The following is an 18,880-nucleotide window of genomic DNA, read 5'->3' as shown; positions in this document are numbered from 1 at the left end:
GGAGTTGTTGTGCTGGTATTCCTCGGATTCGCGATGATCGCGGTCTTTATGGCACTGATCATGACCAAGAAGCTGACACCGGTGTTGGCGCTCATCCTGGTCCCCACCATCTTCGGCCTCTTCGCCGGCGCCGGCCTCGGCCTCGGCGAGATGGTCCTGGAATCGATGAAGTCCCTGACTTCCACGGCCGCGCTGCTGATGTTCGCCATCATCTTCTTCGGCCTGATGATCGACGTCGGGCTGTTCGACCCGCTGGTGCGCTTCATCCTGCGCACGCTGGGCAACGACCCGGCCAAGGTGGTCCTGGGCACGGCCGTGCTGGCCGCCGTCGTATCGCTGGACGGCGACGGTTCCACCACCTTCATCCTCACCACCGCGGCGATGCTGCCGATCTACCTGCGCCTGGGCCTGAGCCCGGTGGTCCTCACCTGTGTGGCCGGCCTGGCCAACGGCACCATGAACATTGTCCCCTGGGGCGGTCCCACGGCACGCGCCGCCGCCGCCCTGGACGTCTCGCCCACCGACGTCTTCGTCCCCATGATCCCGTCCCTGATCGCCGGCATCCTGGTGGTCATGGTCTTCGCCTGGACCCTCGGCCTGCACGAGCGCAAGCGCCTGGCCAACGCCAAGCCGGAGTTCTGGAACGCCGGCGGCAACGCCAAGGGTAGTGCCAACGGCAGCGCAAACAACGACGGCGGCGCTGCAGCCAGTTTTGCTGGCGGCGGTTCCGCATCGGCCGGCACGGGTGCCGGCAACGGACGCGGCGGCAACGGAGGTAACGGCGGCACCGCCGTCGTTGGTTCTTCGAGCGGCCAGGGTGGCGGCGGTTCCGTCGCCGTGCTGGACGCGCCGGAACAGGTGGAGAACGCGGACGCGTCGCTGACCGGTTCCGCGCTGGATCCCAACCGCGCCACGCTGCGCCCCAAGCTGTTCTGGTTCAACCTGGCCCTGACCACCGCTGTCATGGTGGTCCTCGTGCTGGACATCGTGCCGCTGGCCTTTGTCTTCATGGTTGGCGCCGCGATTGCCCTGCTGGTGAACTTCCCCAAGGTCAAGGACCAGGCGACGCAGCTGGTGGCCCATGCCCAGAGCGTGCTGGCCGTGGTTTCCATGGTTATGGCCGCCGGCGTACTGACCGGCGTGCTCAACGGCACCGGCATGGTGGACGCCATGGCTGCCTGGCTGGTCGACATCATCCCGGACTCGATGGGCCCGTACATGGCCGTGATCACCGGACTGCTCAGCATCCCGATGACCTTCTTCATGAGCAATGACGCGTTCTACTTCGGCGTGCTGCCGGTGCTGAGCGAGACTGCCAGCCACTTCGGCGTCACCCCGGCTGAAATGGCCCGTGCATCCATCACCGGGCAGCCGGTGCACATGCAGAGCCCGCTGGTTCCCGCGATCCTGCTGCTGGTTTCACTGGCCAGCGTCGAGCTGGGCGACCACCACAAGAAGGTGCTCTGGCGTGCCGCTGTGGTCTCGCTGGTGATGCTCGCCGTGGGCATCCTGCTCGGCGCCATCCCGTGGGACTAAGCCTCAGCAACTGATGAGCGGCACCCGGCCAAGGGTAAGAACCTGGCCGGGTGCCGACGTCGTTAATCAGGTGTTCTATCCGGCTGTTCTATCCGGCGCGGCGGGCCAGCAGCACGCTGTCGGTAAGCGTGTCGGTCTGTCCCTCCGGCCCGGTAATATCGCGGACCACCGAGTCAACCGTTTCCAGCGACCAGTCCGGGGCGTTTAGCCCCAGTTCCACCGCAAGCTCCGCGGCGGTGGGCAGCGGCTCATGGGGTTCGGGATGCTTGGACCAGGACGGGAAGGACTCGTGCCCGACCACCAGCAAAGCGCCGCCGGGGGCAACCGCCCGCGCCGCCGCGGCGAGGATGCTGTTGCGGGGCAGCTCGACCGGTGAATGCAGGAACTGGGCTGAAACCAGATCGTACTGGGTTGTCGGCTCCCAACTGGACAGATCCCGCTTCAGCCACTGGATCTTCTCCGCCACACCGGCGTCCTCGGCATGCTTCGCCGCCCGTTCCAAGGCGAGCCCCGAGACGTCGATGCCGGTAACCTGCCAGCCCTGCGCCGCCAGCCAAATGGCATCCGCGCCTTCTCCGCAGCCCAATTCCAAGGCATTGCCGGGCTGCAGGTCAGACGCCTCGCGGACCAGCATCGCGTTCGGGTTGCCGCTCCAGATCTGGTCCCGTTCGGCGTAGAAGGATTCCCAAAAATCGTCCGGTACTTCCGTATCGCCAGGGTTATGGCCAACATGTTCGCTCATGTCTTCAGACTTTACGCCGGGCCACCGTCAGGGAGAACGCGTCTTGCAACCAGCGAACGGAGACGCTGGCTACACACGCGTCGTTTCGCTCGGAGCCCTGCGGCCGTGCACTGCGAAGTAGAGCCCGATGCAGGCGATCATGAGTACACCCGTGGCGACGTACATGCCCTGGTATCCGGCGAGCGGAATCAGCAGGCCCAGCAGGACCGGGCCGAAGCCGGTGCCGACGTCGAACATCAGATAGTAGGTGGCGATGGCGGTGCCCAGCCGCCGTGCCGGCACGGAGTTGACCACGATCGCCTGGCTGCACGGGACCAGGGTGCCGAAGCCGAAACCGGTCAGGATGCCGGCCACGGTAACCGTCGCCGGCGAGGACCCGGCCGCCAGCACTGCCAGCCCGACGGCGAAGATCAGCAGCGACGGATACATGACAACGTTGTCGCCCCTGCGGTCATGGAGCCGCCCCACGGACAGCCGCGAGACCAGCACCGCCGCGGCGAAGACCAGGAAATACAGGCCAGCGGCTGAGGGGTCGCCGCTCGCTGCCGCGTACGAGGTCAGGAAGGACAGCACGCCCGAGTAAGCCAGGCCCGCCACCAGCACGATGCTGGCGACAGGCAGTGCCCGCGGTTCGATGACGGCGGCCAGCACGCGGGCCGCCCGACCCTCCGGTTCCGCTTCTGCATCCATGGCGCCATCGTCGTCGTCGTTCTCGGGCAGGCGCAGGGCAAGGGCGACGGCGAAGGCGGCCGCCGAGCAGGCGGCGCTGAACCAGAACACGGCCTGGAAATCCGCGCCGTTGGCCAGCAGCACGGCGAGGAACGGGCCCAGGGCGGTAGCGATGGTTGTCGAGGACGCGAAGTAGCCGGTGCCTTCGCTGCGCCGGGCCCGCGGGATCAGTGCCTGCGCCCCGGTGGTCACGGCGGTGTGCGCCAACCCGAAGGCGGCACCGTGGATCAGGCGCAGCACGAGCAGCAACTGGAGCGACCCGGCGGGGATGTACAGTACGGACACCGCAACGAACACCAGCAGGGCCAGCAGCAGGATCCGGCGCCGCCCCACCCTGTCCAGCAGGATGCCGGCGAAGAACCGTGACACCAGTGCGCCGACGATGAACGCGCTCGAGGCGAAGCCGGCGGCGCTGTCCGCTGCCTGGAACCGTTCCAGCGCGTACAGCGCCATCGAGGTCATCAGCAGGTAGAAAACCATGTAGATGAACAGGTTGGTACCGATGGTCAGCACGAAATTCCTGGTCCACAGTTTCTCGCGCAAAGGCCCTCCCACGGATTCCAGCCGGCACACCGGCCGGTTTCCGGCCGCCCTTTCGATTATCGCGCGTTCCAAGGCGAAGGTCCGGCAGCCGTACCCGGATGGGCACCGCTGCCGGACCTTGGGTCCGCGTGGGGTGTCGGTGTCAGACGTCGGAGGAGACGGACTCGGCCTGGGACCGCGCCTCTTCTGCCTCGCGCCGTGCGGCGATGGCGTAGATGTTGTCGCGGCAGCGGTACCAGCCGAACATGAGCGCCGGGATGATGATGGCCAGCGAGGCCACGGTCCAGGTGCCCACCGGGGTATCGAAGGCCATCAGTACCAGTACCGCGGCGAGGAAGGCCAGCGTCAGGTAGCCGGTGAACGGCGCCCCGGGCAGCCGGAAGGCCGGCCGGGACAGCAAGCCCTTCTTCGCCCAATGGCCCAGCTTCAGTTGGCACAGGATGATCATGCCCCAGGCGCTGATGATGCCGATGGCGGCGGCGTTGAGGACGATCTCGAAGGCCTTCGCCGGCACGATGGCGTTGAGGGCCACGCCCAACAGTGCGACGACTGCGGTGAGGGCAATGCCGCCGTATGGTACGCCGGATTTATTCATCCGGCCGGCGAACTTGGGGGCGGAGCCGGAGACGGACATGGAGCGCATGATGCGACCGGTGGAGTAGAGGCCGGCGTTCAGCGAGGAGAGCGCTGCGGTGAGCACCACGAGGTTCATGATGGCGTCGACGCCGGCCACGCCGATAGTGCCGAAGAACGTCACGAACGGGCTTTCGCCAGCCTTGTAGGCGGTGTACGGCAGCAGCAGGGACAGCAGCACCAGCGAGCCGACGTAGAAGACAGCGATGCGCAGGATCACGGTGTTGATGGCCCGCGGAATGACCTTTTCGGGGTTCTTGGTCTCGCCGGCGGCGGTGCCGATCAGCTCGATCGAGGCGTAGGCGAAGACCACGCCCTGGATGACCACGATGGCCGGCATCACCCCGTTGGGGAAGATGCCGCCATTGCCGGAGATCAGGCTGAAGCCGACCTCATGGCCTTCCAGCGGAGTGCCGAAGATGACGAAGTAGATGCCCACCAAGAGGAAGGCGACCAGGGAGACTACCTTGATCAGCGCGAACCAGAACTCCAGCTCGCCGAAGACCTTCACCGAGACCAGGTTCAGGCCCAGCACCAGCACCAGGGCGCCGAGGGCGAAGACCCACTGCGGCACGTCGCCGATGGGCGCCCAGTATTTGGCGAAGAAGTTCATGTACAGAGCCACGGCGGTGACGTCGACAATGGCCGTCATGACCCAGTTGAGCCAATACAGCCAGCCGGTGGCGAAGGCCGCCTTTTCGCCGAAGAATTCGCGGGCGTAGGAGACAAAGGAGCCCGACGACGGCCGGTGCATGATCAGTTCGCCCAGGGCCCGCAGGATCAGGAAGGCGAAGAAGCCGCAGATGGCGTAGATCAGGACCAGGGCGGGACCGGCGTCGGCCAGCCGGCCGCCGGCACCCATGAACAGGCCGGTGCCGATGGCGCCGCCAATGGCGATCATCTGGATCTGCCGGGGCTTGAGGCCCTTGTGGTAGCCCTGGTCCTCGGCGTGCAGCGCGGTGTCGGAGGGGTGGTCGGTGTGAACGGGTTTGGCGTTCAGGAGTCCCTGGGGTGGGGGAGTCATAGTTGTCCTTCTGGGTGGGGGACTTGGGTTGCTGTTGCGGATTGCGGGGGAGGGGACTTAATTGCTGAGGTTGGCGAGCCGCTCCGGCGAGAGCAGCTCATCCAGTTCGGCACCGGTGAGCAGCTGGTGCTCGAGGACCAGTTCGGCCACGCCGCGGCCGGTGGCCTGCGCTTCCTGGGCGATGGCGGTTGCGGCGGCATAGCCGAGCCGCGGGTTCAGCGCCGTGACCAGGCCGATGGACTGCTGCACGGTGAGCCGGAGCCGTTCGGTGTTGGCTGTGATGCCGCGGATGCAGCGTTCGGTCAGGGTCCGGCAGGCGGCCTCGAGGTGGGAAATGCTCTTGTCCAGGCTGTGCACGATGATGGGCTCGAACGCGTTGAGCTGCAGCTGGCCGGATTCGGCGGCCATCGTGATGGTGACGTCGTTGCCGACCACCTCGTATGCCACCTGGCTGACCACCTCGGGAATCACCGGGTTGATCTTGCCGGGCATGATGGACGAGCCGGACTGCACTGCCGGCAGGTTGATTTCGCCGAACCCGGCGCGCGGGCCGGAGGAGAGCAGCCGCAGGTCGTTGCAGATCTTGGACAGCTTCACGGCCACCCGCTTGAGCACGCCGGAGAGGTGGACAAAGGCCCCGACGTCCTGGGTCGCTTCGATCAGGTCCACCGAGGTGACCAAGGGCAGGCCGGTCACTTCTGCCAGGTGGCGGCAGGCCGCTTCGCTGTAGCCGGCCGGGGCGTTCAGACCGGTGCCGATGGCGGTGGCGCCGAGGTTGATCTCGTGGATCAGCAGCGTGGCTTCGGCGAGCCGTTCGCGGTCTTCGCCCACGGTCACGGCGTAGGTCCCGAATTCCTGGCCCAGGGTCATGGGCACGGCGTCCTGCAGCTGGGTGCGTCCCATCTTGACCACGGTGCGGAACTCCGCGGCCTTGTCGGCGAAGGCTTCTTCCATCGTGGCCAGGGCGTCGAGCAGGCTGCGCACGCTGTTGATGGTGGCCACCCGGACCGCGGTGGGGTACACATCGTTGGTGGACTGGCTCAGGTTCACATGGTCGTTGGGGTGCAGTTCGGAGTAGTCGCCCTTGGCCTGGCCGAGGATCTCCAGCGCCCGGTTGGCGATGACCTCGTTGGCGTTCATGTTCGAGGACGTACCCGCACCGCCCTGTACAACGTCCACGACGAACTGCTCGTGCAGCTTGCCGTCGATGATTTCCTGGCAGGCCTGGGCAATGGCGTTGGCGCGGACGGAGTCGAGCAGGCCCAGTTCTTCATTGGTGCGCGCCGCTGCGAGTTTCACGGCCGCCAGGCCCCTGACCAGATGGGCGTTGCTTGAGAGCGGCTGGCCGGTGATGGGGAAGTTCTCCAGCGCCCGCAGGCTGTGGACGCCCCAGTAGGCGTCCGCAGGAACGTCCCGGTAGCCCAGCAGATCGTGGTCGGTACGGAATGACGAAGCTGTCATTGGTTTTCTTATTCCTTAGTTCGAGGTGCTGAAATCGATGGCGCGGAGCGTGCCCACAGGACGCCCGCCGCCCAGGACGGGTGCGGGGGCAAGAGTTTGCAGCAGGCCGGGGGCGAGGCCCAGGGCTGCCAGCGCGTGGAGGGTGACCGGCAGGCGGGCGCGGTCTGAACCGTCCGAGATCTTGACCGCAACGGCGCGGCCATCGCGGAGCCCCACCAGCTGCAGGCCCTCAAAACCGTCCTTGGCCAGCAAGCCGGGAACCAGCCGCATCAGCGCGGTGACATCCCGGCCTGCACCGGCGACCTGCTCGGGATGCGCCATCATCGCGTTGGCCACGGCGGCCTCGGCCGTGCCCGGCGCGGCGGAGGCAATCCGGCCAAACGCGCGGGCCATCCCAAGCAGGCTCAGGGCAAAGAGCGGCGTGCCGCAACCGTCCGTGCTGGCCAGCGGGGATTCCTCGCCGGTCAGCTCAAGAACGACGGCGGCAATCGTCGCCTGCAGCGGATGTTCCGGATCGAGATACCCGGCTACCGGCCAGCCGTTGATCACGCAGGTAGCCGCCATGGCCGCGTGCTTGCCCGAGCAGTTCTGGGCCAGCTGCGACGCTTCGCCGCCGGACCGGAGCCAGCTCTGCCGTTCCGCATCGCCATACGGCAGGTCAACCGTGTTCTCGAGCACCGCTTCGGTGAGACCGTGCAGTTGGAGAATGCGCAGCGCTCCGTCCTGGTGTCCGCTGGAGCCGGAGTGGCTCGCCGCGGCCAGGGCCAGCAGGTCCGGCGGCAGGTCCAGGCCGGCGCGGACCATGGCCACGGCCTGCAGCGGCTTGAGCGAGGAGCGGGGGTAGAACAGCGCCAGGGGGTCGCCGGCGGAAAGCCGGGTGTCGCCGTCGTAATCCAGGGCGATGACGGAACCGTAGTGGACGCTTTCCACCAGTCCGTCGCGGGTCTGCTCGGCGAGCGGGACATGGTTGGGCCGGGGCACGGCGCAGGGCTGGCCGGGTTCAGCCTGGGACATCAAGGGCAGCATGGCGGCTTTCTGTTGGGAATGAGGTCAAAAAGGAGCGAGGCGGGAGCCGCCTGGATGAATCAGCTGGCGTTCAGCAGGCGGTCCAGTGCCACGCCTACCGCGGCCAGATGGTCGCGCATGGCGGCGCTGGCTTCGGCGGCGGAACCGGCTTCGATGGCGTCGAGGATGCGGCGGTGTTCCACATCGGATTTCTGCTGGCGGCCGGCCACCATGTTCAGCGTCTCGGACTGGTGGGCCAGGGCGTCGCGGATGTCCGCCACCACCGACTCGAACACGCGGTTGCCGCTGGCGCGGGCGATGGCGGAATGGAAGCTGGCATCGAGGCTGACCCAGGCTTCCGGATCGTCCTCGGTGCACATCGCCTGGACGACGTCTCGCAGGAACGCGAGCTCCTCGTCGCTCCGGCGTTCGGCGGCCAGCCCGGCGGCCGGAACTTCGATGTGCGGGCGGGCCTCGGTCAGTTCCCGCGCGGAGTACTGGCCGAGGGTGAGGTCCGAGGCCACGCGGTCCGAAATGACGAAGGTGCCCTTGCCGGTCCGAGTCACCGTCAGCCCGAGGGACGCGCAGGACCGCAGCGCCTCGCGGATCACGGAGCGGCTGACGGCGTACTGCTGGGCCAGCGCGGCCTCCGAGCTGAGCTTGGTGCCGACCGGGAGCTTGCCTTCTTCGATGGCGGCGCGGAGGGAGCGCAGTACGGCCTCGGCGGCACCGACGCGGACAATGGGCTGTCCTGCTGTCCAGCTGTCTGACAGGTTCACGCAGAGAAATATGTCACGGGTCACACGGCTGTGTCAATTCTTGGCCGCTCAGCGCCGCGGCGAAGCTTCAGGCACGGCACTGAGCGGCGGCGTTACATATTTTCGCCCGGCAGCTTCTCAGCCTGCTCGATCCAGGACCGGAGCTGGTCCACGTCCAGTTCATCGTTCTCGTGGATATCCAGGTAGCGCACCGCGTCGTGCTTGGACGCCTTCGGCGGCAACGGATCGAGCGATGTCCCTTTGAAGAACTGCAGCTGCACGTAGTTCGTGTAGCAACGGAACGACATGAACCAGCCCTCGCCCTGATGGCCGTAGAACGGCTGGTTCCATTTCACGGCCTTGTGCACCTCGGGGACGGTACGCACGATGAGGTCATCGAGGCGCTGCCCGACAGCAAGTTTCCAGCCGGGCATGGCAGCGATGTAGTCCTGCACCGGGCCGTTCCCCTCACCCTTGGGGATCTGCGGGTTGCCACCCGAGAGCAGCTTCGGTCCTGCATCTTCTTTCTGGCGATCGGTCATTCGATCACGTCCTCGATTCGCATCTGGAGAATCACATCCGGAGCACCGCTTTGACCAACGGACGGCCGTGATCGTCAGGCACCCCTTCTGCCGTCAGGCGCAGCGCCTCCACCGCCTGCCCCATCGGATAAACGGTGATCAGGCGGTCGCCGAGGTCCGGCATGGTGGTCAGGAACGCGAGCGCGTCGTCAAAGTCCGAGCGGGTGGAGGCATAACTGGTCAGCACGGTCAGCTCCTTGCCGACCACCGTGTTCACCGTCTGCCGGGCACCCGTGGCATACATGGCCACCAGCACAAGTTTGCCGCCCGGCCGGAGCACCTCCACGGCGGAAGCCAGCTGCTTGCCCGAACCGGACGCCTCGATCCAGACATCAACGCTCTCCGGCTCGGGCGCGGTGGTGCTGCGCAGGCCGAGGCTCGCGGCAAGTTCCTGGCGTTGCTGATGGTGGGGGCCGGGCCGACCCACCATCACGACGTCGGCGCCCAGGCTCCGGGCAATCAGGGCAGCAAGCAGCCCAACGGCCCGCGTGGTCGAAACCGCCACGCGGTCGCCGGGACGGATCTGTCCCACGGTGGCGGCCGCACGCCAGGCGACGGACGTGGGCTCGGCGAGCACCGCCGTCGCATCCGGGAGACCCTCCGGCACCGCCAGCAGGTTCTGCCACGGAACCAAAGCGGTCCGCGCTGCCGTTCCGTCACGGTTGAGCCCCAGGGTGCTGGGCCGGAGGCACTGCTGCGGCCGGTCGGCCAGGCATTCTTCGCAGCCGCCGCAGCTGAGCATGGATACCGGAACAACGCGCGTCCCCGGGGCCGGCCATTCCGGCACCAGCAGGCCGACGGCAGATACCACCCCCACGGCTTCGTGCCCGAGCACCGTGCCCGGACGGACCCAGTCAAAGGCCGGGTCGGCATGGTAAACAACGACGTCGGCACCGGAGAGTCCGCACAGCGTCACCTTGAGTTCCACCTCGTCCGGCCGCGGAGCGCGGGGCCGGTGGGGGACAAGGGCAACGCCGCCCGGTTCAAGGCTGACCCGGGCGAGGGCGAGCCCCGGAGACTTTGGGCCGGGGAGGCCGGCAGCAGCTGGTGACGATGCCACTGTATGCCCCTCCCCGTTGCTGCCCCTTTGCTTCCTGTTCCGATCCTAACGGCAACAGGTCCCCGCTGGCGCTGAGGCGAACCGGACCGCGGAAGGCCGGACTTACTCCGGCCAGGCGGAGTTCTGGATGATTTCCACGAAGTCCGTGCGGCGGAAACCGGGGCTGAAGTGCTCGAGCACATCGGCGTTGACGTTGCCGAAGGTGGTCTCCGGGCGGTGCTTGTTGCCTTCCGTGAAGGCGGCCAGGATCTGGCGCTTGAAGTCCGGCCGCGGGTGCGCGGCGGTGACGGCGTCGATATCGCTCCGATCCAGATCCTGGTATCCGATACCCAGGACATCGGTCTCCACACCGGCGGTTACCAGCGCGATTTCCGGATCCATGAATTCGGGCACGCCCGGGGTGGTGTGGAGTGCGACGGCGGTCCACACCTTGAGCGCGTCAGCCTCCGAACGACCGTGGTCCAGCAGGAATGACTTGGCGGCATTGGCGCCGTCGACCTCGAAGCGAATCTCGTCCGTACCGTATTTATTCGTCAGGCCCAGGTCGTGGAAGAGCGCGCCCACATAGAGCAGCTCGTGGTCGACTTCGAGGCCGAGCCGCCGTCCTTGGAGCGCGCCGAAGAGAAACACCCGCCGGGAATGGTCGAACAATAAGTCGTTGGTGGTGTCGCGGACCAGTTCGGTTGCGTTCCGCACGAGTTCGGTATCCGGAACTGTAATGCCGGCGATGACATCGGCCATGATTGTCTCCTTTGTCCAGGGCACGGGGATGTGCCTACTTTCCATACTGGCCGGTGGGGCAGGGGAGCGGACCCGGCGCAAAGGACGACATTCCCTCGGATTAGGCCATGGCGTCACTAGGCTTCAGCCGTTTTTCGCCGTCGACCGGAAACGCTGCTGATATCGCGACGGAGGCACGCCGATCCGGGCGATGAATGTCCGCCGCAGCGCTTCGGAGTTGCCGAACCCCGATCGTTCGGCCGCTTCAGTGATGCTGTAACCGGCGTCAAGCAGGGCCTTGGCGGTGTCGAAGCGGATGAGTTCCACGTACTTCGAGGGAGTGGTCTGCAGTTCATCGCGGAAGAGCCGGGTCAGGTGCCGCACGCTCAGGTTGGCGTTGCGGGCAAGCACTGGGACAGAATGCTCCGCCGCAGGGTCCGCTTGGACGGCGTCAAGCACCGGGCGCAGCGGAGAGGACTTGGGCGGTTCCCCCTGCAACGGGGCAGAAAATTGCGATTGGCCGCCCGAACGCTGCATGTACACCACCAGTGAGCGGGCTACCGCTCTGGCCAGATCCGGGCCATGGTCGTCTTCGATCAGCGCAAGCGCGAGGTCGATTCCCGCGGTGACGCCGGCCGAAGTGTGGATTCCACCGTCACTGACAAAAATGGCGTCAGGCTCCACCTGCGTCGCCGGGTAGCGCAGGGCCAGCTCCTTGGTGTGTTTCCAGTGGGTTGTGGCGCGGCGGCCGTCAAGCAGCCCCGCCGCGGCAAGAACGAAGGCACCCGTGCAAATGGAGGACATGCGCTCGGTGTTGCTGGCCAAATGCCCGGCGGCAGCGACCAGCCCGGCGGGAACCTGCTTCATGGGCAGGGCATCACCGCCGGCCACCAGGACGGTGTGGAAGCCCGCCGCTTCGGCCGCCGCGGCATCAACCGAAACCCGCATGCCCACCGAGGACTGGACGTCGTTCCCGTCCGGTGACAGGAGGACAAGTTCGTAGGAGGCGCCGAGCAGATTCGCCTCGGCGAATGCCTCCGCCGGGCCGGCGACGTCGAGCAGTTTCACGCCGTCGAAAACCAGGATTCCCACCCGCACAGGAGTGCTGCGGCGTGCGGTTGACATGGACGCCTCGATTCCGGTCAGCCCCTAGCCGGTTGCCGGGTTACCTTCGGTTATTCCATCACGAATGGACATCTCCCCGCTGGTTCTTACGGAGAGTTCGATGTGCTGCCAACCAGAAGGAGGCGCCAAGGACGGGGACGAGGAGGACCGCGCACGCCCAGGCGGTTTTGGCTGCCGCAGAGAAGGTGCTGCGGAGGACGCTGACCAGCGCTCCTGCGCTGAGGCAGAGGGCGAAAGGGCCAGCACACACAAGCCACATCAGCTGGTCGTACTCCACGTGCATCCCCCGTTCCCTCGTTCCGTCTAGAGGTGCGGTGTTGCCCGACTCCGGTCGGCCACGATTTTTCCAACCCCCGTTTGAGAGTCTAGATTTCGCGTACGACGGGCGGCATCAGTCCGAAGGATGAGATCGATACACGGCTCGTCAGCCCCAGGGACTGCACCACTCGAGACCTTTAGGCCTACCTAATCCATTAACCATAGACAAAGGTATTTTCCCGCGGGATTACGGGGTCCAAACCCCTTGCTATTCCATCAGAGGGGCTCCTAACCTGAAGGAGTTGAGGTCAGGTAAAGACAACGAGTGGGCCGGCTGGGAACCGGCGATTATCATTAGAACACCTTTGAGGGTCACCGCAGCGGAGGTAATGAGGTCCGCTGACATGCTGCATCCATGGCATGGATCTTTGCCTGGCTTATTGGGGAGCATCGCACTGCTCTGACTGAAGGCCCGTTCGCGGGTGGGGACGATCGAGGTCGATCGCGCATTGTTGGGGGAGTCCATGGCCTTTGTACTTGGTATTGATATTGGCACGAGCTTTTCCGCTGCGGCCGTTGCACGTCTGGACGGTGCAGGACAACCGGCGCCGCAGGTCCTGAACCTCGGCGTACGCGGCGGCGCGGTGCCGTCGGTGATCTTCCTCGGCGAGGACGGTCAGGTCTTGGTGGGCGAGGCGGCCGAACGCCGCGGAACAACGCACCCGGACCGGTTGGTACGTGAATTCAAACGGCGCGTGGGCGATGCCGTCCCCATCGTTGTCGGCGACCTGTCTGTAGCGCCCGAGGATATTGTCGCCACCATGGCACGTTGGGTGGTCGACCGTGCCCAGGAGCGCGAGGGGGAGCCGCCTGCCGCCATCGCCATCGCGCATCCGGCCAGCTGGGGTGGCTATAAAAAAGACCTGGTCCGGCAAGCCCTGGCCGGCGTGGGGCTTGCCGAGGTAACGCTGGTCAGCGAACCGGAGGCAGCGGCGGTCCACTACGCTTCGCAGGAACGGGTTGATGAGGGCAGCACCGTCGCGGTCTACGACCTCGGCGGCGGGACCTTCGACGCGGCCGTACTGCAGAAAAGCAGCGCGGAGACTTTCCGCACGCTCGGGCGTCCCGAGGGAATTGACCGCCTCGGCGGCGCCGATTTCGACGATGCCGTCTTCCGCCACGTTGCTGCCTGCGCGGCAGACTCTCTGACCGGCCTCGATACCAGTGACCCGGGAGTGCTGATGGCACTTGCGCGGCTCCGCCGGGAATGCACGGAGGCGAAGGAAGCCCTGTCCACGGATTCGGAGGCCTCCATTCCCGTACTTCTTCCGGGCGGACAAAGCCAGATTCGTTTGGTGCGCTCGGAGTTCGAAGGCATGATCGACGACGGCGTCCAGCAGACCATCGAGGCGCTCAAGCGTGCCCTGCAGGCGGCGGACACCGATGCCGGGGACCTGGCCGCCATCCTCCTGATTGGCGGCTCTTCGCGCATCCCGCTCGTGGCCCAGCTGCTCTCGGCGGAGTTCAACCGGCCGATCGCTATCGACGCCGATCCCAAGGCCTCCATCTCGCTGGGCGCGGCGTTCTCCGCCGCGGCCATGCTGGCTCCGGTAACTGCCGCAGCGCAGGCTGCTCCGGCCAGTCCGGCGAGTCCGGCCAGTCCGGCCGCGCCTGGGGAAGTATCCGGAGGGGAAGCGGCCGCTGGGGAAGCGGACCTTCACAGTCACGGCCACCGTTTCCGGACTGACATCGGGACGAGCGCGCCCGTGGCTTCCGCTAAACCGGCGCACCCCCGGACGGGTGCCCGGATGACGGCGGTGGCGGCCGCCGTCGCCACGCTCACCATCCTGACCGCCACAGCGGCGCAGAGCCCAGCGGAGATGAATCCGTTGGCGGCGGGGGCAGCGGGGGCACAGGCTTCGGAAGAGGAAGGCGCAGCGGGGACGACTCCGCCCGGCGGCGCTGCCGGACCGCAGGGATCAGGCGCGGGTGGACCGGCAGGAATACAGGCCTTGGACGGCAGCGGCGGGACTCCGATAACTGATAATTGGCAGGCGGTGGACGCAAACGGCGATCCGGCCGCCGGGACAGCGCCCGAGGACGGGACCGCGGGAACAGGAAATAACGACGTCGGCAAGGCCACACCGCCGAAGGGCTCTACCCCAGGCACAAACGCACTCAGCCCGGACTCGCCGTCGAGCACGCCGAAGCCGACAACAAAGGGAACGAGCCCATCAACAGCCAAACCGAGCCAGCCCGCACAAGAGCCGGCAGCTCCGGCGCCGCAGCCGGAGTCGCCGGCCCAACCCCCGGCCACACAGCCGCCGACCACAGCCGAGCCGCCCGTGACGCCTGCTCCTGAGGTCCCGCAGACGCCGGTGCCCGAGCCGCCGGCCCCGGAACAGACGGCTCCCGCCTCTGACCCGCCCGCACCCGCACCGGCTGAACCGGCGCCTCCTGAACCTGCGCCGGCGGCGCCCACCACCACGGAACTAGCAGCTGATCCGGTGCCGTCCGCGCCCGCTCCGGAAGTGCCCGAGACCACACCTGCTCCTGCACCGGAAGGGTGACATGGTGGAGACAAGTTTCGCGGGCATCGGATCGCGCCCGCTCCGGCCCACCGTTGCTGCCTCTTTCCTGGCCGAGGTAGCGGCCGCCCCGGAATCGCGGTTGCTGGCCGGTATCGTTGGTGCCGGCGGAACAGGGAAGACCGTCCTGCTGGACGATCTCGAGGCACAGTACCGCGCCAGTGGCCTCCATGTTCTGCGCAATTGCGTGGACCTCAGCGCCACGGATCTCGATCTCTGCACGGTCAATGCACGCGGTGCGGTACTGATCGATGACGCCCATGAACTCAGCGATACGGCTTTGGCCCAGCTCGCTTCGGTGGTCGAGGAGCGGGACGTAAACCTCGTGGTTGCCTACCGGCCCTGGCCGCAACCTGCCGCATTGAGCCGACTCTCCGATGTCTTGGAGCAGCACCATGCACCGGTGATCCTCGGACCGCTGTCCCGCGGGGAGATCCACGCGCGGGCTGCGGAAGTGCTGGAGGGTGCCCCCACGGCGTCGCTCGTGGACAAGCTGGCGGAGGCTACGGCCGGCATGCCCTGGCTGGTTCACCTGGTGATGGAATCGATCGGCCAGCATGGCAGCAGTGCCTTGTCTGAACCGCACTGTTCACGCGGCCTGATGGACCAGCTTGGCTATGAACTCGACAAGGTCGACGGCGGAGTGTCCGACCTGCTGCTCGCCCTGAGCGTCGGTTTCGACCTCGCCGGGCAAATTCCACCAGCCTTGGACCATGCAGGGGAAAGCCTCGACCACCTGGTTACCAGGGCGCGGGCCGCGGGATTGCTGCGCGCGGACGGAAGGCTGGTCCCGCTGGTGCGCCGGGCCGTGCTTGCCGCGACGCCGCCGTACCGGGTCCGCGAGGCTCAGCGGGCCCTGGTGGATGCCTTCACCGCGGAGGGACGTTCACTCGGCGACGTCGCCCGCGGACTCGCGCGCGGCGGATTAAGGGACCCGCGGATCGCCCGGGCCTTGGAGCGCGAAGGCGACAGCGTGCTGGCCGAGCAGCCCGCGCTGGCCTCAGCCCTCTACGACGAAGCGGGCGCCGCCGGCTCCGACGAACTCACTACCGCGGCCCGCCGGGCCCAGGCCGCCTCCGCCGTGGGCGACCTTGACGGCGCCGGCCGGATTCTGGACAACCTGCTCTCTAGCGAAGATGCCCCCGACCTCCTCCGCGGGGTGGACGTAGCCGCGGCCACCTGGGCGCAGCGCGGCATGCTGGCACGCAGTGCGGAAGTCTACCGGTGGCTGGGAGCGGACAGGACCGGCCCCTCAGCTGCGCTCGCCGCCGTCGCAATGATCGGCACCGGCGACCGCGAAGGCGCCGAAACCATGCTCAAGGCCCGCGGGCCAAGCGGCTCGCCCACGCTGGCCGCTGTCGCCGTCGGACTTATGGGGGAGGGGATCAGCGCGTCCATTGCGGCGCAGCCGGCCTATGCCCTGCCCGCCCTGATCCGGGCATCGGACATGATGACGGCGTCCGGCAGCAGTATTCCGCTCCCGGAAGTCCCGGCGGCGCTGGCTGCGCTGGTGGCCCTGCATTGCGGCGAACCGGCCGTGGCGGATTCCGTACTGGACGATGCCTTGGCCGGAGAGCAGGCCGGTGCGGCGGCGCGCCCCAGGTTGTTGTTGCTGCGCGCCTGGACGGCCATGCAGCTGGACCGCCCGGACCGTGCCCGTGCGGCCATCACCGAGGCTGGTGCCTGCGAGGGCGGACTCGCGCCCCGGGACGAACTGCTGTTCGACGCGCTGGAAGTCGGTCTGGCCCGCCGGACCGATGACACCGCTGCCCTCGTCCACGCGTGGCAGCGCGCCCGCGAGCGCATCCTGCACGTCTCGGTGGACCTCTACAGCCTGCTGCCGTTCGGTGAACTGGCCGTCGCGGCCGCGCGGCTGCGTGATTCGGCCCGTCTGGAGCCGCAGCTCGCCGAGGCCTGGGCGTTGCTTGAGCGTCTCGGCGATCCTCCGCTGTGGTCGATTCCGCTGCGCTGGCACGCGGTCCAGGCCGCCATCCTGGCGGAGCGGCCGGCGGACCTTGCGCCCCATGCATCGGCGCTGGTCCGGGCCTCCGGCCACAACCATCTGGCCTCCGTCCTGGCGGCCGCGGGTCGGTCCTGGGTAGCAGTCCTTGCCGGCCGTATCGACGTCGATGCGGTTGAAGCTGCGGCACGCGGGCTGGCCGCGGTCGGGATGACCTGGGACGGCTCCCGGTTGGCTGGCCATGCCGCCCCACGCGCCGACGAGCGCAAGGACATGGCCAGGCTGCTCGCCTGCGCCCGGGACCTTCATCCCGGATCCGTGGTCTCCGTCAGCGCGGAAACCGAGCCCGTTCCAACGCTGCCGGCGGTCCGGCCCGCCGTTCGGCCTTCGGCAGGGCAGCCGGCCGGCGCCGGCTCGGAGGGTGCGGTCCTGAGTGCCCGAGAGCGTGAGGTCGCCCGGCTGGTGCTGGACGGCAAGACGTACCGCGAAATCGGCGCCGCGATCTTCATTTCGCCCCGCACTGCCGAACACCACATCGCCAGGATCCGCCGTCGGCTGGGGGCCGCCACACGCTCGGAGCTGCTGGCGCAACTGCGCCTATTGCTCGGCGAGGAAGCGTCCGGTCCTCCCTAATGCTGGGGGACGTCCAAACCCCTATAGGGGGTAGCCGCACAGGGGGAGATAACCCCGATGCAGGCCCCGCCCCCCGGACCTACGTTTGAAGCAAGCCAGGCAACCAGCTCGGCGGAACCAAGTTCACACACCTTTCAGATTGAGGGAATACCATGCCTACACTTGCGAACACCCTTCTTGAATTCATCATGAACCTGCTCCGGGATCCCGATGCGGCCCACGCCTTCCGCGAGGATCCCGAGCGGGAGCTGGAGCACGCCGGCCTCAGCGACGTCTGCTCGGACGATGTCGACGCCGTCATGCCGGTAGTCCTCGACTTCGCCCCGGTTGGCGTCGGTGCTTCCTTCGACCGCGAGTACAACACGGGGGACAACTCCTCGCGGATCGACCACAACAATCCGGACAGCGACGGGGGAAATAACAACGACGGCGGCGGCGGGGGCGGCGGCGGCCGCGACTGGGACAACGACAACGACAACCACCGTCCGGACCGGGATAACGACGACGACCACGGACACCGTGACGATGACGACCACGGCCACCGCGACGATGACGACCACGGCCACGCGGTCCAGCAGCTGACCCACATCGTCAACGAGTACTCCTACACCTCCACCGTGGATGACCGCGATACCATCAACGACCAGTCCGTAAACCAGAACATCTGGGCCGATGGCGACGTCACCCAGTTCTTCGACAACGACGCCGTCATCGCGTCCGGGGACGACTCCGTTGCCGCCGGCAAGGACGCGAATGTAGCCAACGGTGATGATTCCATCGCTGCCGGCGACGATGTTGACCAGGACAACTCCGAAGACAACTCCACCAATATCGACATTGAGGCCGAGGGCAACGCCGACGTCGAAATCGGCAGTGAGGACACCACCGTCACGGACTCCTTCAATAAGGAAGTCGACATCGACGAATCCTTCAACGAGGACAACAGCGAGGACAACGACGGCATCGACGGCAACCGCAACGATGTCGGCAACGAGGACAACGACGGCATCGACGGCAACAACAACGACGTTGACGTCGACAAGACCGAAGTTGACGTCGAGATCGAGGACTCCTTCCAGGACAACGACGGCATCGACGGCAACAACAACATCGTTGGCAACGAGGACAACAGCGAAGACAACGACGGCATCGATGGCAACCGCAACGACGTCGGCAATGAAGAAAACAACCTCGATAATGTCGGCAATGAAACCACCACCGAGTTCGAGTTCGAGGACAACGACGAATTTACAGACAACTCCGAGAACACGGTGATCAACGAGTCGTTCCAGGACAGCTCCCAGAACACCGACCTCGAGCTCGAGTTCGAAGAGTCCTTCAACGACGAGTCGACCAACGTCGAAGACAACTTCGTCGTTGCAGGCAACGAGGTCGAGGAAAGTGCAGTCGTAGTCCAAGACTGATTATCGACTCAGACTCAACGGCGCACAGCCGGCCCGGCAGGAAGGGGAGGGGGATCCTGCCGGGCAGGTCTGTGTGTTAGGCCGTTGGCACCCAGGAGGA

The 18,880-nt window shown here is 66.8% G+C and carries 15 protein-coding genes; 4 read left to right on the top strand and 11 right to left on the bottom strand.

What is annotated here, in order from left to right:
* Positions 1–9 precede the first annotated feature (9 nt).
* Entirely contained in the window at positions 10–1,536 is a 1,527-nt protein-coding gene (locus B0G38_RS19265; protein ID WP_264670936.1) for a CitMHS family transporter, read from the top strand.
* 88 nt (positions 1,537–1,624) lie between these two features.
* On the opposite strand, the gene B0G38_RS19260 is transcribed toward B0G38_RS19265, so the two are convergent.
* The 11 genes from B0G38_RS19260 to B0G38_RS23365 form a co-directional block, all read right to left on the bottom strand.
* Entirely contained in the window at positions 1,625–2,278 is a 654-nt protein-coding gene (locus B0G38_RS19260) for an SAM-dependent methyltransferase (protein ID WP_264670935.1), read from the bottom strand.
* 69 nt (positions 2,279–2,347) lie between these two features.
* The gene (locus tag B0G38_RS19255; protein WP_264670934.1) at positions 2,348–3,550 is read right to left on the bottom strand and encodes an MFS transporter; all 1,203 of its coding nucleotides are present in this window, start codon (positions 3,548–3,550) and stop codon (positions 2,348–2,350) included.
* 142 nt (positions 3,551–3,692) lie between these two features.
* The gene (locus B0G38_RS19250) at positions 3,693–5,207 is read right to left on the bottom strand and encodes an amino acid permease (RefSeq protein ID WP_264670933.1); all 1,515 of its coding nucleotides are present in this window, start codon (positions 5,205–5,207) and stop codon (positions 3,693–3,695) included.
* A gap of 57 nt (positions 5,208–5,264) precedes the next feature.
* Positions 5,265–6,668 (bottom strand): aspartate ammonia-lyase, encoded by a 1,404-nt coding sequence (locus B0G38_RS19245; protein ID WP_264670932.1) that lies wholly within the window; start codon positions 6,666–6,668, stop codon positions 5,265–5,267.
* Between the two features lie 15 nt (positions 6,669–6,683).
* Positions 6,684–7,694 carry an asparaginase gene (locus B0G38_RS19240; protein ID WP_264670931.1) on the bottom strand — a complete coding sequence of 337 codons (1,011 nt, stop codon included), beginning with the start codon at positions 7,692–7,694 and terminating at the stop codon, positions 6,684–6,686.
* Between the two features lie 59 nt (positions 7,695–7,753).
* Positions 7,754–8,452, bottom strand: coding sequence for a FadR/GntR family transcriptional regulator (locus B0G38_RS19235; protein ID WP_264670930.1), 699 nt, complete (start codon positions 8,450–8,452; stop codon positions 7,754–7,756).
* A 92-nt stretch (positions 8,453–8,544) separates the two neighbouring features.
* Entirely contained in the window at positions 8,545–8,973 is a 429-nt protein-coding gene (locus B0G38_RS19230; protein ID WP_264670929.1) for a DUF1801 domain-containing protein, read from the bottom strand.
* Positions 8,974–9,004: 31 nt separating this feature from the next.
* Positions 9,005–10,072 (bottom strand): zinc-dependent alcohol dehydrogenase, encoded by a 1,068-nt coding sequence (locus tag B0G38_RS19225; protein ID WP_264670928.1) that lies wholly within the window; start codon positions 10,070–10,072, stop codon positions 9,005–9,007.
* 102 nt (positions 10,073–10,174) lie between these two features.
* Positions 10,175–10,813: an HD domain-containing protein gene (locus tag B0G38_RS19220; RefSeq protein ID WP_264670927.1), complete on the bottom strand. Its 639-nt coding sequence runs from the start codon at positions 10,811–10,813 to the stop codon at positions 10,175–10,177.
* A 123-nt stretch (positions 10,814–10,936) separates the two neighbouring features.
* Positions 10,937–11,917 carry a GlxA family transcriptional regulator gene (locus B0G38_RS19215; RefSeq protein ID WP_264670926.1) on the bottom strand — a complete coding sequence of 327 codons (981 nt, stop codon included), beginning with the start codon at positions 11,915–11,917 and terminating at the stop codon, positions 10,937–10,939.
* A 58-nt stretch (positions 11,918–11,975) separates the two neighbouring features.
* Positions 11,976–12,176 carry a PLDc N-terminal domain-containing protein gene (locus B0G38_RS23365; protein ID WP_413542095.1) on the bottom strand — a complete coding sequence of 67 codons (201 nt, stop codon included), beginning with the start codon at positions 12,174–12,176 and terminating at the stop codon, positions 11,976–11,978.
* Between the two features lie 523 nt (positions 12,177–12,699).
* On the opposite strand from B0G38_RS23365, the gene B0G38_RS19210 reads away from it, so the two are divergent.
* The 3 genes from B0G38_RS19210 to B0G38_RS19200 all read left to right on the top strand — a co-directional run bounded on the left by B0G38_RS19210 (position 12,700) and on the right by B0G38_RS19200 (position 18,780).
* On the top strand, positions 12,700–14,745 hold the full coding sequence (locus B0G38_RS19210; protein WP_264670925.1) for an Hsp70 family protein: 2,046 nt from the start codon (positions 12,700–12,702) through the stop codon (positions 14,743–14,745).
* Position 14,746: 1 nt separating this feature from the next.
* Positions 14,747–17,356 (top strand): LuxR family transcriptional regulator, encoded by a 2,610-nt coding sequence (locus tag B0G38_RS19205; protein WP_264670924.1) that lies wholly within the window; start codon positions 14,747–14,749, stop codon positions 17,354–17,356.
* 152 nt (positions 17,357–17,508) lie between these two features.
* Complete coding sequence (locus tag B0G38_RS19200) at positions 17,509–18,780, top strand: IniB N-terminal domain-containing protein (protein ID WP_264670923.1); 1,272 nt, start codon at positions 17,509–17,511, stop codon at positions 18,778–18,780.
* Positions 18,781–18,880 lie beyond the last annotated feature (100 nt).

This window comes from Crystallibacter permensis (assembly GCF_025960875.1).
Taxonomy (GTDB): Bacteria; Actinomycetota; Actinomycetes; order Actinomycetales; family Micrococcaceae; genus Crystallibacter; species Crystallibacter permensis.
The sequence above is the reverse complement of the archived record's forward strand: the minus strand, read 5'-3'. Positions and strand labels throughout refer to the sequence as shown.

Coding starts and splice junctions, on each gene's coding strand:
- B0G38_RS19230 (WP_264670929.1), bottom strand. CDS start 8,973: ATGACCGATCGCCAGAAAGAAGATGCAGGACCGAAGCTGCTCTCGGGT.
- B0G38_RS19215 (WP_264670926.1), bottom strand. CDS start 11,917: ATGTCAACCGCACGCCGCAGCACTCCTGTGCGGGTGGGAATCCTGGTT.
- B0G38_RS19205 (WP_264670924.1), top strand. CDS start 14,747: ATGGTGGAGACAAGTTTCGCGGGCATCGGATCGCGCCCGCTCCGGCCC.
- B0G38_RS19210 (WP_264670925.1), top strand. CDS start 12,700: ATGGCCTTTGTACTTGGTATTGATATTGGCACGAGCTTTTCCGCTGCG.
- B0G38_RS23365 (WP_413542095.1), bottom strand. CDS start 12,176: ATGTGGCTTGTGTGTGCTGGCCCTTTCGCCCTCTGCCTCAGCGCAGGA.
- B0G38_RS19245 (WP_264670932.1), bottom strand. CDS start 6,668: ATGACAGCTTCGTCATTCCGTACCGACCACGATCTGCTGGGCTACCGG.
- B0G38_RS19240 (WP_264670931.1), bottom strand. CDS start 7,694: ATGCTGCCCTTGATGTCCCAGGCTGAACCCGGCCAGCCCTGCGCCGTG.
- B0G38_RS19200 (WP_264670923.1), top strand. CDS start 17,509: ATGCCTACACTTGCGAACACCCTTCTTGAATTCATCATGAACCTGCTC.
- B0G38_RS19250 (WP_264670933.1), bottom strand. CDS start 5,207: ATGACTCCCCCACCCCAGGGACTCCTGAACGCCAAACCCGTTCACACC.
- B0G38_RS19260 (WP_264670935.1), bottom strand. CDS start 2,278: ATGAGCGAACATGTTGGCCATAACCCTGGCGATACGGAAGTACCGGAC.
- B0G38_RS19220 (WP_264670927.1), bottom strand. CDS start 10,813: ATGGCCGATGTCATCGCCGGCATTACAGTTCCGGATACCGAACTCGTG.